17 protein-coding genes are annotated in these 13,105 nt (G+C 59.8%); 3 read left to right on the top strand and 14 right to left on the bottom strand.

The window, feature by feature from the left end:
• The 8 genes from trbL to V3B25_RS20495 all read right to left on the bottom strand — a co-directional run.
• Window positions 1-1,237 (bottom strand): P-type conjugative transfer protein TrbL (trbL, locus tag V3B25_RS20530; RefSeq protein ID WP_329811469.1); only part of this gene is annotated, 1,237 nt, incomplete at its 3' end.
• A 27-nt stretch (window positions 1,238-1,264) separates the two neighbouring features.
• Entirely contained in the window at window positions 1,265-1,468 is a 204-nt protein-coding gene (locus V3B25_RS20525; RefSeq protein WP_094833302.1) for a hypothetical protein, read from the bottom strand.
• Complete coding sequence (trbJ, locus tag V3B25_RS20520) at window positions 1,469-2,257, bottom strand: P-type conjugative transfer protein TrbJ (RefSeq protein WP_021155426.1); 789 nt, start codon at window positions 2,255-2,257, stop codon at window positions 1,469-1,471.
• Window positions 2,226-4,694 carry a transporter gene (locus tag V3B25_RS20515; RefSeq protein WP_329811468.1) on the bottom strand — a complete coding sequence of 823 codons (2,469 nt, stop codon included), beginning with the start codon at window positions 4,692-4,694 and terminating at the stop codon, window positions 2,226-2,228. The genes trbJ and V3B25_RS20515 overlap by 32 nt, the downstream gene beginning before the upstream one ends.
• 52 nt (window positions 4,695-4,746) lie before the next feature.
• The gene (locus V3B25_RS20510) at window positions 4,747-5,052 is read right to left on the bottom strand and encodes a conjugal transfer protein TrbD (protein ID WP_032440821.1); all 306 of its coding nucleotides are present in this window, start codon (window positions 5,050-5,052) and stop codon (window positions 4,747-4,749) included.
• Window positions 5,053-5,060: 8 nt separating this feature from the next.
• A complete protein-coding gene (locus V3B25_RS20505) occupies window positions 5,061-5,552 on the bottom strand; it encodes a TrbC/VirB2 family protein (RefSeq protein ID WP_021155429.1) in 492 nt (163 codons plus the stop codon).
• Between the two features lie 11 nt (window positions 5,553-5,563).
• Window positions 5,564-6,547 (bottom strand): P-type conjugative transfer ATPase TrbB, encoded by a 984-nt coding sequence (gene trbB, locus V3B25_RS20500; protein WP_021155430.1) that lies wholly within the window; start codon window positions 6,545-6,547, stop codon window positions 5,564-5,566.
• Between the two features lie 180 nt (window positions 6,548-6,727).
• Window positions 6,728-6,988, bottom strand: coding sequence for a helix-turn-helix transcriptional regulator (locus V3B25_RS20495; protein ID WP_329811467.1), 261 nt, complete (start codon window positions 6,986-6,988; stop codon window positions 6,728-6,730).
• Between the two features lie 157 nt (window positions 6,989-7,145).
• Here V3B25_RS20495 and V3B25_RS20490 point away from each other — a divergent pair, with 157 nt between their 5' ends.
• Window positions 7,146-8,387 carry a replication initiator protein A gene (locus tag V3B25_RS20490; protein WP_033983783.1) on the top strand — a complete coding sequence of 414 codons (1,242 nt, stop codon included), beginning with the start codon at window positions 7,146-7,148 and terminating at the stop codon, window positions 8,385-8,387.
• 496 nt (window positions 8,388-8,883) lie between these two features.
• On the opposite strand, the gene V3B25_RS20485 is transcribed toward V3B25_RS20490, so the two are convergent.
• Entirely contained in the window at window positions 8,884-9,327 is a 444-nt protein-coding gene (locus V3B25_RS20485) for a hypothetical protein (protein WP_329811466.1), read from the bottom strand.
• A 434-nt stretch (window positions 9,328-9,761) separates the two neighbouring features.
• Between V3B25_RS20485 and V3B25_RS20480 the strand changes: the two genes are divergently transcribed.
• Window positions 9,762-10,088 (top strand): type II toxin-antitoxin system RelE/ParE family toxin, encoded by a 327-nt coding sequence (locus V3B25_RS20480; RefSeq protein ID WP_004167231.1) that lies wholly within the window; start codon window positions 9,762-9,764, stop codon window positions 10,086-10,088.
• Window positions 10,089-10,091: 3 nt separating this feature from the next.
• The gene (locus tag V3B25_RS20475) at window positions 10,092-10,403 is read left to right on the top strand and encodes a hypothetical protein (protein ID WP_004167230.1); all 312 of its coding nucleotides are present in this window, start codon (window positions 10,092-10,094) and stop codon (window positions 10,401-10,403) included.
• A 135-nt stretch (window positions 10,404-10,538) separates the two neighbouring features.
• Here the strand turns inward: V3B25_RS20475 and V3B25_RS20470 are convergent, their stop codons facing one another.
• The 5 genes from V3B25_RS20470 to V3B25_RS20450 are packed head-to-tail and all read right to left on the bottom strand — an operon-like array spanning window position 10,539 to window position 12,961.
• Complete coding sequence (locus tag V3B25_RS20470) at window positions 10,539-10,907, bottom strand: cell division protein CrgA (protein WP_147692373.1); 369 nt, start codon at window positions 10,905-10,907, stop codon at window positions 10,539-10,541.
• A 24-nt stretch (window positions 10,908-10,931) separates the two neighbouring features.
• Window positions 10,932-11,291, bottom strand: coding sequence for a hypothetical protein (locus V3B25_RS20465; protein ID WP_106786081.1), 360 nt, complete (start codon window positions 11,289-11,291; stop codon window positions 10,932-10,934).
• 47 nt (window positions 11,292-11,338) lie between these two features.
• The gene (locus V3B25_RS20460; RefSeq protein WP_021155439.1) at window positions 11,339-11,794 is read right to left on the bottom strand and encodes a hypothetical protein; all 456 of its coding nucleotides are present in this window, start codon (window positions 11,792-11,794) and stop codon (window positions 11,339-11,341) included.
• A gap of 11 nt (window positions 11,795-11,805) precedes the next feature.
• Window positions 11,806-12,561 (bottom strand): transfer origin protein, TraL, encoded by a 756-nt coding sequence (locus tag V3B25_RS20455; RefSeq protein WP_021155400.1) that lies wholly within the window; start codon window positions 12,559-12,561, stop codon window positions 11,806-11,808.
• Window positions 12,562-12,577: 16 nt separating this feature from the next.
• Window positions 12,578-12,961: a TraK family protein gene (locus tag V3B25_RS20450; RefSeq protein WP_147690001.1), complete on the bottom strand. Its 384-nt coding sequence runs from the start codon at window positions 12,959-12,961 to the stop codon at window positions 12,578-12,580.
• Window positions 12,962-13,105 lie beyond the last annotated feature (144 nt).

Here is a 13,105-nt window from a genome sequence, read left to right as displayed (position 1 = left end):
TCCCGGCCTGCTTGGCGGCCTGCTGCACACCGCTGCTAGGCTGCTGCGGCGCTGGCCCCGGCGATTGTGGCGCGGCGCTGCCGCCCACTCGGGCACCTGCCGACGATGCGCCCTTGGCCGCCGCTTGGCCGCCAGTGCTTGCACCAAGGCCGGAAGCTGCCCCGCCGCCACCAGTTGCGGCCGCTGCGGGCGCACTGCCACCGGCAAAGCTGGAATTGATCGCAGCAGCCAGACCGCCACCACCAAGGCCACCTGCACCCGCTGCACCGCCACTACCTGCCGCGCCTAGAGCACCGGCCGCCGCCGGAGCGGCCGCCCCGGCCGTGGCGATGGTTGCAATAGCTGCCGCTGCACCGGCTGCACCGGCCGCTGCCATGCCACCGATGGCCGAACCGCCGCCCATTGAGGTGCCGCTAATCATGCCCGCGACCAGCTCGGGGATAGTCTTGGCCAGATAGGCGCAGACCAGAGCCAGCCCCACCATCGTCCACATGCTCGCGTCGTCGTGGTTGTAGGCCGCCTGCCACGTCTTCGCCGAGTCCACAATCAAGCCGACGATCAAGGTCAGGACGAACAGCTTGGCACCAACGGAAACGGCGTAACGCACGATGGCCAACGCATATTCGCGTGTCCACTGCGATGCACCGAAGCCCATAAACAGCACCGACGCATTGATGACCACGTAGGATTCGATGATCGTCAGGCCCATGAACGCCGCTATGAAGGCGAAGCACAGAAGTACCAGCAGCCCGGCCAGCGCGACCATCGTTGCCGTTAGCGGGTTCCACGTTTCTACGTCGCCAATAGTGTTGGCCAGCTCGATAGCCGTACCGAAAATGTCGCCGGGCCGGATTTGGGTATCACCTAACCCCGCCGCCGTCGCGCCCGCCGTTCGGAAGCTGTCCACCACTTTGTCGGCCCATTCTGCCGAGAACAGCAGGAGCGCGTAGAAGAAGCCAATCACCAAGATGAAGCGGATTAGCTCGCCGACAATCTCGCCGAAATCGGCCTGCCGGAACACCAGAGGCATGAACGTCCAGACGAACTGGATGGATGCCAGCAGCCAGAACAGCGTTTGGGCATAGCCTCGCAGCTTGCCATCCCACTGCGCCGCGCTGTTTTTCACCAGATCGAGCAGCCCGGTAAATGACCCGCTGGGATCGTGTAGGTTTGCTTGTGCCATCGCATCGGTCGAAAAGGCAAACGACGCGAGCAGCATCAGCACGACCCACAACATAAAGCGTTGCTCGCGCCGTGCCATAGCTCAGTACCCCTTATCGCGGCCAGTGTTGACCGGATCAACGTGGCGTAGGGTGTTTTTGCCCGGAGCCGGAGCCGGTGCCGGTTCGCAAGCGACCGGCTGCGGCTCAGGGGAAAACACGTTGAGAACGATGCTCGAACCGACGCCGCCGACGACTGCGGCGGCGATCAGGGAGGCTACGAACATCGACAGTTTGAGATTGAGCATTTAGTACCCCTTATTGCTGCCGGTCTGTGTGATGGTGCCGCTGCGGCGCTGCTGACGCAGGGCGTCATCGAGCTGGACGCGATCCTGCTGTTGCGCCATGTAGTTGCCCTGCATATTGATTTGCGTGGCGATCAGGTCGCGCAGCTTCTGGAGCTGCTGGACGTTCTGCGACGCGATTTCGTTACCCGCCTGAATCGCCTGCATACGGCCAGCGGCTGACTGCGAGCGGGCCACCATGCGGGCAAGCTGCGCGTCCTCAGACTCGAAAGTGCTGGTATTGAGGTTCGCCGCTTCCATCGCCGCTTTCACGTTGTCGCGGCCCTGTTCCGACCACTTTTCGTAGCGGTCGGGCATCGTGTTCGATGCCGGAGCCTTGGCCGAAGCCGCGGCCGAACTCAGGTACGACTGAAAGCCCGGAAACTGCATGTTGAACTCGGAATCCATGTTCTGGATTTTCCGGCCGAGCGCCTGCGAACGGGTGTAGATATTCGCCACGCTTTGCAGGTCGGCGGCGATGCTGCCGAACATCGAATTGGGCAGGCTCATGCCCTGCGTGACCATGTTCTGGTACTGCTGAATCTGCGTGCTCAGTTGCTCCGCAGTGTTCAGCGCAGTGTTGACGGCTTCGGCGTACTCGAACATCTGCTGATAGAACGTCGAGCAGTTCGAGCAGTAGATTGCATAAGCCGGTGTCGGAGCTGCGAAGAAACCGGCACCAAGGGCAACGCTGGCCGTCACGGCCGCCGAGAGAACGCCATTACGCAGCTTTACGCGAAAGATACTGTTCATAATCAACTCCTTTGTGTTGCAACCAAAAAAGCGGCCAGTCATCGCCGTGATCGGCGATCAGGTTCCGCACCTCCGCCAAGTCTTCCTTGTCGGATACCGCTACAAAGGCCTTGGTAAGAGGCCCCAAGCCCAGCTCGAACACACGGCGACCGAGCGGCGACTTGTAGTAATACTGCCGCTTGTACTGGCCGTTTTTCAGGATGCCGATTTCCTTGCTGTTCAGGCCAAACATGGCATAGAGGTCGGCCGGGCCGGGTGTCTCTTTGGTGCCATGCAGGTCGGCTTCCTTGTTCGGCAAGAGGATCTTCGTCGGGCACTGTTCCAGCAGCACATCGAGCAGCCCGGACTTGACCGCATCCGACAGGCTTTGCGTGGCCATGATGACGAGGCAGTTTTTCTTACGCAGCTCTTTGAGCCATTCGCGCAGCTTCTCGCGGAACACCGGATGACCCAGCATCACCCAAGCCTCATCGAGCGACAGCATGGCGGGCTGGCCATTCAGCGAACGCTCGAACCGGCGGAACAGGTACAGCAGCACGGGAATGGCGTTCGCGTCGCCCATTTTCATGAGGTCGTCAATCTCGAACACCGTGTAGTTGCTGATCTTCAACCCGTCTTCCTTGCCGTCGAGCAGGTGGCCCATCGACCCGGAAATGGTGTAGTGCGTCAGCGCGTCCCGCACTTCGGCATCCTGTACCGTCGTGACGTAATCGGTCAGCGAACGGAACTCGCGGGGTGCCTCGCGCAGCAGGTTCATGGCCCGGTGAATCTCGGCCTTTTGCTGCGGCGTCGGCGGCTTTTTGGCCTGCAACTCGTAGCAGGTCGCAATCCACTCCTCAGCCCACAGGGCTTCTGACTCGCTATCAATGTCCACCAACGGCGTCAGCGCCGGGGTGTCGGCCTCATCGTTGCCAATGTCGTAGTGAACGCCGCCAGTCGCCTTGCACAGCGCATACAGCGAGCGCCCCTTGTCGAACGCCGTCACCGTGGCCGGTGCCGTGCTGCCATCGCGGCGGCGACGGCTGCGATAGCGCCGGAACTGCGCTTGCAGGGTGGCCAGCAAGGTCGATTTACCGGCCCCGGTCGGGCCGAAAATCAGGGTATGGCCAACGTCGCCGACGTGCAGGTTGAGACGGAACGGCGTTGCGCCGGTCGTTACCGTGTGCATCAGCGGCGGCGACCCGGCCGGGTACAGATCACACGGGTTTTCGCGCAGGCCGGGCCACACGCTGGCCAGCGGCAGCAGGTCGGCGAGGTTGAGGGTATGCACCAAAGGACGGCGCACGTTCGGGTAGGTCTGTCCGGGCAGCGAGCCAAGCCACGCTTCCAGCGCGTTGACCGTCTCGATACGGGCCGCGAAGCCCTTGCGTTCAAGCTCACGCTTGACGTAGCGGGCCTGTTCGGACAGGAAATTGCGGTCTTCGTGCATCAGCACCACGACCGGCGTGTAGTAGCCGTAAGCGACTAATCCCGATTTGGCGTCGTTGATAGCCACCTCAGTTTCCTGCGCCATTTTCAGGGCGTCGGTGTTAATCATGCCCTTCTGCGACTTGAAGACCTGCGACCAGAACCCGCGAATTTTCTGCTGCCACTTCAAGCGGTAGCGGTTGAGCGCGGCGACGGCTTCGTGCTGTTCAAGGAAGATGAACCGCGACGACCACCGATAGGACATTGGCAGGCCGTCGAGCATGTCGAGGATGCCGGGGAAGGAGTTGCCGGGGAAGCCTTCGATGGCCACGCACGAAATGAACTTGTTGCCCAGCTTCGGCGTGTCGCCCGGCCACAGTTCGGGATAGCCCAGCCACGCATCCAGATACATCGGGCAATCGGGGATGCGCAGCGCGATAGGCTCATTGGTCAGCACGTAGTGCAGGTAATTGCACAGCTCATCACTCTGGTAGGCCTCGTCGCCCTCGCCTACCGTGATGGTGCCCATGCGGCGCATGTGCATCAGATCGCCGAGGCCGTCTTGCAGGTCATCGAGCTTTTTCTTGAAGCCCAGCAACAGCCGGTCGGCCGGGTTGCTGTCGTCTACGCCGTCATCGTCGTAGACCAGTTCGCCCAGCTTGGAATCCCGCCGCGTCGGCGGCAGGTATTGCAGGACTAGCGCGTACTCGCTTTCAAACAGCGTATTTTCCTTGACGAAGGCCGCCCGACGCTCGGCGTCGATCAGGGCGGTAATCGGTTCAGGAAAGTGTGACTGCTCGGGGGCTGGATAGCCCGGCGAGGCCAAGCGCGAGGCGTCAGTCCATACAGCCCAGCCCGAACCGAACCGGGCCAGGTACTGGTTGACCAACGCGGTCAGGTAGTTGCGTTCTGACGTAGTGGCGGATGCTGCGTCGTCACCACGAAAGAAGAAACCAGCCATCAGCGAGCCGTCTTTGCCCAATACAACGCCCTCATCAACGAGGGCGGCATAGTTGAGCAGATCGGGCAAGCCAGCGGCCTTGCTACGGAAGGGTGCTAACGCAAGCATTCTCCGCTCCTTATCAGTAAATGCGTGGCGACTTGGCCACCCGATAGGGCCGCGAGAACGGCCCGTAATAGTGCCCATACTTGAGCTGGCGAATGTAGACCTTCGACATGTTCGGATCGGCCTTCGCCATCTTGCGCAGGGCGTAGACGCATACCAACCAGATCGCTACACCGATGACCGTGGCCACAAAGTTCAGGGCCGAAACGGTCAGGCCGCCCGCAACAAGCATGGAGAACAGCATCAATTCGCGTTCGCCCCCCATGATTTGCTGCGGGCGATGAAGCGCCCGGTGGAATGGCGTCAAACGACGCGATTCCATTACTTCCATCAGCGACCCCCTACCCCGGTCAGGGCTGCGGCGTGAGCCTTCGCGTAGGCGGCCACATCAGCGGCAGAGATTGCAGCGTCGTGCGGCACCACAGCGCCAGAGAACAGCGCACCAGTCAGCAGCGTGTTAGCGAAGACGATGATGCAGACCACCAGAACGACGTAGATGATGCGGCGGGTGAACTCGGAGACTTCACCGCCCCAGATCAGCGTTGCGCCGCACGCGATGATGCCGAGCAGCGCGATCACGAAGGCCACCGGCCCGCTGATCGACTGCTTGAGCTTGGTAAGCGGGCCTTCCCACGGCAGGCCTGCGCCGCCGCCTTCGGTTGCGTCAGCCGCGTGCGCCGGTTCGATGGCACCAAAGAGAAGCACCAAGAACAGAGCGGCCATCAGCCAGAAGTAGGGATTGGTCAGCACCGCACGCGCTTTGGACATGAAGGGAGAAGCCTTCGACGCCATTGGCGAAGCAGACAGAGCATTTGCGATCATGTGTTGGATTCCTATATCGGTTTAGTGAGGTATTGAGTGCCGTCGTGCCCTTCGACCGTGACGACTTCCTTGATCCGCCTCCCGCCTGCTGTTTTCTCAATCGAAACGATCAAGTCCACAGCCTCAGCGATCAGCGCGTGCATCGGCGCCTGCGTGGCCTCAGCCACTAGCTGTTCCATGCGGATAAGGCCCGCAGGTGCCGAATTTGCGTGAACAGTGGCGGCCCCGCCGGGGTGGCCAGTGTTCCAAGCCTTGAGCAAGGCCAACGCCGCGCCGTCGCGGACTTCGCCGACCAAAATACGGTCAGGCCGCAGGCGCATCGTTGCCTTGAGTAGCCGGGTCATATCGACGTGATCGACGGCCCGGAGAATGACGACGTTCTTGGCGGCGCATTGCAGCTCGCCCGTATCTTCGATGATGACGATACGGTCTTGCGGGCAGGCCTTCGCCATGTAGTCGATGATGCCGTTTGTGAGGGTGGTTTTTCCGGTGCCGGTGCCACCAACGACCAGAACGTTGCGGCGGTTGCGTACAGCGGCCTCGATGGCCTCGCACTGCGCCTGCGTCATGATGCCCGACTCCACGTAGTTATCGAGCGTGAAAATCTTCGACGCCTTCTTACGGATCGTGAATGTAGGCCCGGCCACAACCGGAGGAATCAACGCTTCAAAGCGCGAACCATCCAACGGCAGTTCGCATTCGAGAATCGGATTCAGGGCCGTGATTTGGGTGCGCAGCGTCGAGGCCACCGTACCCATGAGGGATTCAGCCCGAGAGGCCGGGAGCGTGCCAATCTTTTCCATTGGTGCCCCGAGCCGTTCAACCCACAACGTACCGTCGGGGTTGAGCATGATTTCGATCACTGTCGAGTCTTCCAGCAGCTCGCATATTTGCGGCCCAAGTTCGCGCCGCAATTTTTCCGTTATGCGCTTATCGTGTTCTGCACGATTTGATGCGATGCTGGGAGACTTCGGATCGGATGCAATTACGTCCATATCCTTCCGTCCTACAGGTTGCCAAACATAGTCTAAAGCCTATCACTGCTTTCGCAGATATGATAGTCTATAGGCTATCAATCGCGCAAGCGATTTGGCAAGCCTGAAAGACGAAGACCCCACAAGTTTGCGGGGTCTTCTCGGCAGAACAGAGACGGAAAGGGGACGAGTGTTGCAGGGTTACGACGGAGGAACGAGAAGCTGCCACAGCGGCACACCGACACACTTGGCCAGCTCGGCCATGTTGTCGATGTTGAGCGGTGACTTGCCCGTTTCTACTTCGCTGATCCATGACTGTGCGAACCCCGTCTTATCCTTGACTGCGCGCTGGCTTAGTTTTGCGGCCTTGCGTGCCTTACGGAAATTGCGGGCAAAAATCAGCCGCTCCGCTGGCACCGGCTTTTCGTTTTTGTTGCTATCGGTGTCGCGTCGGCTAGGCATTCGGCGTGGCACCTCCCTTGGTGTTGGTTGAACATCGCGCCATCGAACAGAAGGACAGACGCATGAAATTACTTGATCTTAGCAAAAATGGTGCCCCAAGCGGAGGGTTTTTGTCTATGACTCAGCGCAGGATCGGCACCAAAAAGGAGAGTTCCGAATGAACGGGCCTAAGCCAATCAGTGACATTGTGGGGGGCAATCTGCTGGCCAGACTAGAGCAGACGCACCAGAGGTATCGCGAAAAAGTGGAGGCCGCAGCCCTGCCCGGCGAGACGTTCGAGCAAGCCGAGAAGCGCCTACGCGAAGAAGGCGAACGCGAACAGAGGCGGAAAAGTAACGAGGTCGCCCAGCAACAAGCCGAGGCAACTTTGGCCGCACAGTTGCGCGATAGAAGCCCTATCCCGCGAAGCCCAATCCCTAACACATCGTCCCCCAGTGGACAGACCAAACGGAGCAATCCGGCCTCAATGCGTCGCCCTCCCGAGAGCGACCGACAGCCCGACTTTTTCGTGCCGGGTCTGTACGACGTAGCCACCAAGGACAACCGTAGCCTGATGGACGTTGCGCTGTTCCGCCTGTCAAAGCGCGACAAGCGAGCAGGCGAAGTGATCCGCTACGACCTGCCGGACGGCTTCGTTGAAGTGAAGGCCGGGCCGGATGGCATGGCGTCGATATGGGACTACGACATTGTGCTGATGCTCATCTCACACCTAACCGAGTCGATGAATCTTTTCAATGCCGGGCGCGGTGCCATGCCGGGCAAGAAATTCGTCCCGCACGCTTCGGACATTGCCAAGTTCTGCCGCCGTGGCGACGGCGGCCGTCAGGCCGACGAGCTGGAAGCCGCGCTTGACCGCCTGCTAGGAACGACCATCAAGAGCGTGCGCGAAACGCCATCGCGCAATGGCAAGCGCGTCGTGCGCGAGACGGAAGCGGAAAGTCTCATTGGCCCCTACCGCGTTGTGTCCCGCACCGATACCGGCAAGGTCGCCAGCGTCGAGATTGAGGCACCAAACTGGATTTACCGGGAAGTGACCGGCGGCAGACAGCCCGACGTGCTGACCGTTCACCCGGACTACTTCCTGATCGAGCCGGGGCTTGGCCGGTTCGTCTACCGCCTCGCTCGCCGAGCTGCTGGCAAGAGCACAGCCAAATGGGCGTTCAAGACCATCTACGAGCGCAGCGGCAGCGCTGGCACGTTCAAAGAGTTCTGCCGCATGATGCGCCGCCTGATCGACGCCAACGACCTACCCGAATACGACTTGCGCGAGGAAGACGGTCAGAGTGGGCCGCTGCTGCTTATCACGCGCCGCACCGACGCCGTGGAGCTGGCCGCTGACGACGAGCCAGAACCTGACGGCGACGAGCAGGAGAACGGCAAGAATGCGCCCGGTGTGTAATAGACGGAGAGCTGCCCGGAGAGCCGCGCCGGGCCTCACTTTTATAGTCCGTGGTGTGTAATAGACGGAGGCAAAACCCGAAATGTGGATAAGTCTGTGGATGGCCCGTCTATTACCCACCCGGTTCCGTCCATTACCCACCGCGACCCGTCTTTTACCCACCTGATTCCGTCTATTACCCACTCATCCACAGGGCTAAGTCATTGTCCTGTAAGGGAAAAACGGCGATTTCCAGACCCTAAAACTTCTTTTAAAACATTAAATCTAAAAAAAAACGCTCTATCGAGCGGAAAAGCACTATCAAATTGATCTAACTGAAAAGAAAAAAGCAGAACCAATCGCATAGAATCGCGCACAGTCGCATTAAATCGCTTAGATTCGCGCAGAATCGCACTACAGCGCCCGGTCTGGACGCATGTAGCGGCTGGAAGACAGGTTTAGACACCAAAAGGAAGGGCGAACGAGCCGCAGCGCCCAGCTCGACCACACCGGCCGATCATTTCCCCTTTGGTGCCCCCTCCCCTTGATCCTTGGGATCAGCCGGATCGACCGGCTTGCCCTTTCTGACCGCCTTGGGCTTCGCGTGACCAGCCCTGCGCAAGGCCTTGCCGACCTCCCCCATGCCGTGCCAGATCGCGGCCGCCTGTTCGGGGCGTAGCTCCTGCCCTTCCCTGATGGCCTTGGCCAGCGTGACCAGCCACCGATCCGCAGACATGGCCGTGTAGGCCTCCTGCGACTTCTGCGAGGCTTCCCGGCGCTTGGCCAGCCATTCGGCCAGCGTCTCGCGTTCGGCCTCTGTCAGCTCATCCAGCCCGGTCGTGGGCATTTCGGTCGTATAGCGGGCCAGTGTGGCAATGACCGTCTGCCGACCCCGGCCAATGGCCTTGTCGTACACGGTGCGGATGCACTGAATTTTGCGGCCCTGTTCACGTATCTGCATGGTAGCCCCCTTTCCGTATGGTGCGGATAACCTTTTATCCGCAGTAATGATAGCACACTATCCGCAGGCGGATAAAAAACAAGCATCACATTTCAGATAAAAATCCATCCGCATACAGCTATCATAGCAGCAGCATATGCCGATAAGCACACTATCTGCACATGCAGACGCCAAACTATCCGCATACAGATAAAAAACTATCACGCTATACTATGATAGATATATATCCGCATACGGATTATTTACTATCCTTTGTGCGGATGCTCTATTATCGGTAGATCGGATAATATGCTATCCGCATAGGCTTGCGCCCGGCCGCAGGCGGAAGATGCACCAAAGCAGATAACCGCCGGTCAACATGCGGATAAAAAATTATCCGTAATTGTGACGGTTGCCTCTTGACAGGTTATCGTTTATAAACGACAATATCAGACATGCAGCAGATACGGCACTACCTCGACCCCAACGGACGCGACCACTTCGCCGAGTGGCGCGATCAGGTGCGCGATACCAAAGCGCGAATCGCCATCGACCGGCGCATCATGCGCTTGGAACTTGGCAACTTCGGCGATCACAAGCCCCTGCGTGAAGGCGTGTGGGAGCTGCGCATCGACGTAGGGCCGGGCTACCGCGTTTATTACGCCAAGGCTGGCTTGACCGTCGTGCTGCTGCTCTGCGGCGGCGACAAGCGCAAGCAGAACGCCGACATTGACCGGGCCTGCGCCTATTGGCGTGACTGGCAGCAACGGACAGGAGATTGAACGATGAAAGATCGAGCACACGACACGGCTATGGCCGAAGTGTTCCGCAACGACCCCGCCTACGCGGTCGAGCTGCTGAACAGCATTCTTGAGGATGGCGAACAAGGCGAACTCTTGATTGCCCTGCGCCAGATGGCCGAGGCCTTCGGAGGCGTGCGGCAGGTGGCCAAGTCGGCCGAGCTGAACCCTAACCAGCTTTACCGCACGCTGTCACAGACAGGCAACCCGGAGGTGCGCAGTCTGACCGCGATCCTTCGCGCTATGGGCCTGCGGCTGGCCATCCAGCCGCTGCACCCTACCCCGGCCGCCCACTGATAGCCTGCGGGCTATATACCCGCCCTTGTCTTTCTTTTTGGTGCAAAACAGAAGCCCGCCGATTGGCGGGCTTGTCTGTATGGGTGCCGGTGGTTTAGTTGGCAACCACATCGGCCGGGCGACCGTCCCGGCGTTCTACCTCGCATTTTTCCAGTAGGTCACGCCGTCGTCGCACTTGTAGGCGACCTGATCGGGCGTATCGTCGCCGATGATGTAGCCCACGCTGCCGCGAGTGGTGATGCCGATTCCGTTGTTGCTATGACCGTCACGCTTCGCCACGACCTTGCAGTTGTGTGCGGCCTTGAACGTTTCCCACTCGTCGGGCTTGGGTTCGTAGACGGCGAACATTCCGAATCCCATCAGCATGATGGCCAGAAGCCCCGGCATCATCGGCAGTTCGCCGTCCTTGAATGCACCGACAACGATCCACGCCAGAACCGCCAATAGGGGTACTAAGTAAGCGCCGACCACCCACGGGCTTAATTGTCCAATGTCTAATCCCATGCTCCTTTCCTCTATGCGATGGCGTCAGAGGCCCGGCGTGCATTCGATCTTGCCAAACACACCTTCAACCTTTGAGCAGAAGCCATTCTTGTTTTGCCATTCCAGCGTGTACTTTTCGGCCACGCTTTTATCGTTCCTGATGTTCTGCTGAATTAACCGAAGCTCAGTAAGCTGCTCAGGTGAAGGCGTTGGCGCGTAGTAGCGCCAATCGCGGACAAAATCCGATACATGGGGATCGTTGAGCGATTGAAGCTCAACCAGAATTTTGTCCTGCTCGTTGACCCGCTGCGCGGTATAGGCCTCAGCCGCAGCGTCCCGGCCATCGTCACGAAAGAACGCCATGTATGCGACCATGACGACCAGAAGAAACACCATCATTTTCATAAGTAGTTGCCTGTTTCGGGGAGGCACCGGGCCGTAGCCCGGCGGCCTCATTTCAGAAGAACGACCACCAAGGCCGCCACGGCCACCAGAGCGGCGACCCCGGCCAAGGCCGCAGCCAGGTACGCGCCGGTCTTCGCCGCCTGCGCATCCCGGCCACTGGCCACCGCATCGCGGCTTGCGGCCTGCGCGTTGGCTATCTGCCGCCGCACGTCGTTGCCAGCATCGGCGAGGGCGGCAGTCACGGCCTGCCGCACCTGTTCGCTGACGTAGTTGGCCGCGTCGGTGATTACCTTCCCGGCCGTTTCCTTGGACTGTTCGACCTGCTGTTGCAGGCTCACGGTCAAGGCCCTGTTGGCTTCGTCGTACTGGTCGGAAACCAGTTCGAGGTAGCGACCCAAGACCATATCGCTGACCGTGACCGTGACCAGTATCGGATCGTCCTTGCCGATCAGCACGTTGTGCTTGATCGCCACCTGTTTCCGTATCTCGTCAAAGTCGATCATTGGCGACCCCCTCAGATGATGGTGGCCAACTGCTCGAAGATCGCCGTTTTGACCTTCGAGAGACGAGACTTGGACATGAGGCCGAAGTCTGGCGACTGCTTGATTTCATCGAAGGTCAGCTTGCTATCGAGCATCAGTTTCACGTCCTCGCCGAACGTGCTGCCGGTCTGGCGAGCGATACGCACGATGCCGCGCACACGATCCTTGTTGTTCTGGTAGACCTTCATTTCCTCGAAGGTTTTGCCTTCGGCCTCAATGTCGCCGAAGAACTCATTGAGCCAGACGACCAGCTCGGCATTGCCCGGCATCTGCTCGGCCAGAGAGGCGAAGCCGCCGAGGGTGTCGCGCAGGGCTTGGCCGCCGGTGATGACCGTGTGAATGATGACCTGCTTGCCGTTCTCGCCAATCAGGTTGATGGCGTCGTTTTCGGCGATGTAGTAGGACAGCGGGATGAACGACGCCGCGCCGTTGTCGATCACGAAATTGGTGTCTTCCTCGACTACCTGCTCAATGAGGCGGTCGAAATTACGTTCGATCAGCGAGCCGTTTTCCATCAGCTCAAGGCGCTGGGTGTTAAACGCCTTGTAACCGGCGAGGGTGGCATTGACCGGATCGGTGTCCACGGCCGTGACCGGCAGGCCCTTGCCGCCGAGGTACTGGACGAGCAGGGACGAGATAAAGGACTTGCCGACGCCGCCCTTGCCTTGCAGCGTGAAATGAACCTGACGGGCGAGGGTGTTCAGGGCCGGAGTGGTTACGTCGTTCATAGGTGCGGTGCTCCTTTCAGATGAGGTCGTCGCGGTCGTTGCCGCTGTTTGGGTTGTGCTGGAATCCGGGGCGCTTTTGGCCGGGTTTTTCGGCCGGGGTGCTGCTACCCCTTGCTTGGCCTCCTGCGGCTCCTGTAGGGGCCGGGGAGGGGCTTGGCGGGGCGATTTGCCCGCTGCCTTTTCTTTGGTGCCCATCGTCTTTTGCTCCTGTTATGTACCGGACGACGTAGCGATTGAATTGGGAGTAGCTGATGCCCAATTCCGCCTCGCCGCCAAAGTCGTCGTAAATCGTGCGCTGTTCGTTACCCGCTGCGAGCAGTTCCCGGAACTGCTCTAAGCGGGCCAGAAACGCGACACGTCCTGCGCCCCGGCGGGGCTTTTTGCTTGGCGTGTCTGCCATGCCTGTTTCCTCCTAGTGAAGCCCGCGAATCAATCGCGGCACCTCAGTCTACCCTATAACGCGATACTACGCGAATCTAAGCGATTTAACGCGACTGTACGCGATTCTATGCGATTACGCAAGCCTTTTTATGCGATTCTACGC

This window comes from Stenotrophomonas sp. SMYL8 (assembly GCF_036320065.1).
GTDB classification, from domain to species: Bacteria; Pseudomonadota; Gammaproteobacteria; order Xanthomonadales; family Xanthomonadaceae; genus Stenotrophomonas; species Stenotrophomonas maltophilia_A.
Note: the sequence above shows the minus strand (reverse complement) of the source record. Positions and strands in the feature narration are given on the sequence as shown.

Bases quoted from the DNA above. Each gene is read 5' to 3' on its own strand.
- V3B25_RS20525 (WP_094833302.1), bottom strand. From the start codon at position 1,468: ATGCTCAATCTCAAACTGTCGATGTTCGTAGCCTCCCTGATCGCCGCC.
- trbJ (WP_021155426.1), bottom strand. From the start codon at position 2,257: ATGAACAGTATCTTTCGCGTAAAGCTGCGTAATGGCGTTCTCTCGGCG.
- V3B25_RS20510 (WP_032440821.1), bottom strand. From the start codon at position 5,052: ATGGAATCGCGTCGTTTGACGCCATTCCACCGGGCGCTTCATCGCCCG.
- V3B25_RS20505 (WP_021155429.1), bottom strand. From the start codon at position 5,552: ATGATCGCAAATGCTCTGTCTGCTTCGCCAATGGCGTCGAAGGCTTCT.
- trbB (WP_021155430.1), bottom strand. From the start codon at position 6,547: ATGGACGTAATTGCATCCGATCCGAAGTCTCCCAGCATCGCATCAAAT.
- V3B25_RS20495 (WP_329811467.1), bottom strand. From the start codon at position 6,988: ATGCCTAGCCGACGCGACACCGATAGCAACAAAAACGAAAAGCCGGTG.
- V3B25_RS20490 (WP_033983783.1), top strand. From the start codon at position 7,146: ATGAACGGGCCTAAGCCAATCAGTGACATTGTGGGGGGCAATCTGCTG.
- V3B25_RS20485 (WP_329811466.1), bottom strand. From the start codon at position 9,327: ATGCAGATACGTGAACAGGGCCGCAAAATTCAGTGCATCCGCACCGTG.
- V3B25_RS20480 (WP_004167231.1), top strand. From the start codon at position 9,762: ATGCAGCAGATACGGCACTACCTCGACCCCAACGGACGCGACCACTTC.
- V3B25_RS20475 (WP_004167230.1), top strand. From the start codon at position 10,092: ATGAAAGATCGAGCACACGACACGGCTATGGCCGAAGTGTTCCGCAAC.
- V3B25_RS20470 (WP_147692373.1), bottom strand. From the start codon at position 10,907: ATGGGATTAGACATTGGACAATTAAGCCCGTGGGTGGTCGGCGCTTAC.
- V3B25_RS20465 (WP_106786081.1), bottom strand. From the start codon at position 11,291: ATGAAAATGATGGTGTTTCTTCTGGTCGTCATGGTCGCATACATGGCG.
- V3B25_RS20460 (WP_021155439.1), bottom strand. From the start codon at position 11,794: ATGATCGACTTTGACGAGATACGGAAACAGGTGGCGATCAAGCACAAC.
- V3B25_RS20455 (WP_021155400.1), bottom strand. From the start codon at position 12,561: ATGAACGACGTAACCACTCCGGCCCTGAACACCCTCGCCCGTCAGGTT.
- V3B25_RS20450 (WP_147690001.1), bottom strand. From the start codon at position 12,961: ATGGCAGACACGCCAAGCAAAAAGCCCCGCCGGGGCGCAGGACGTGTC.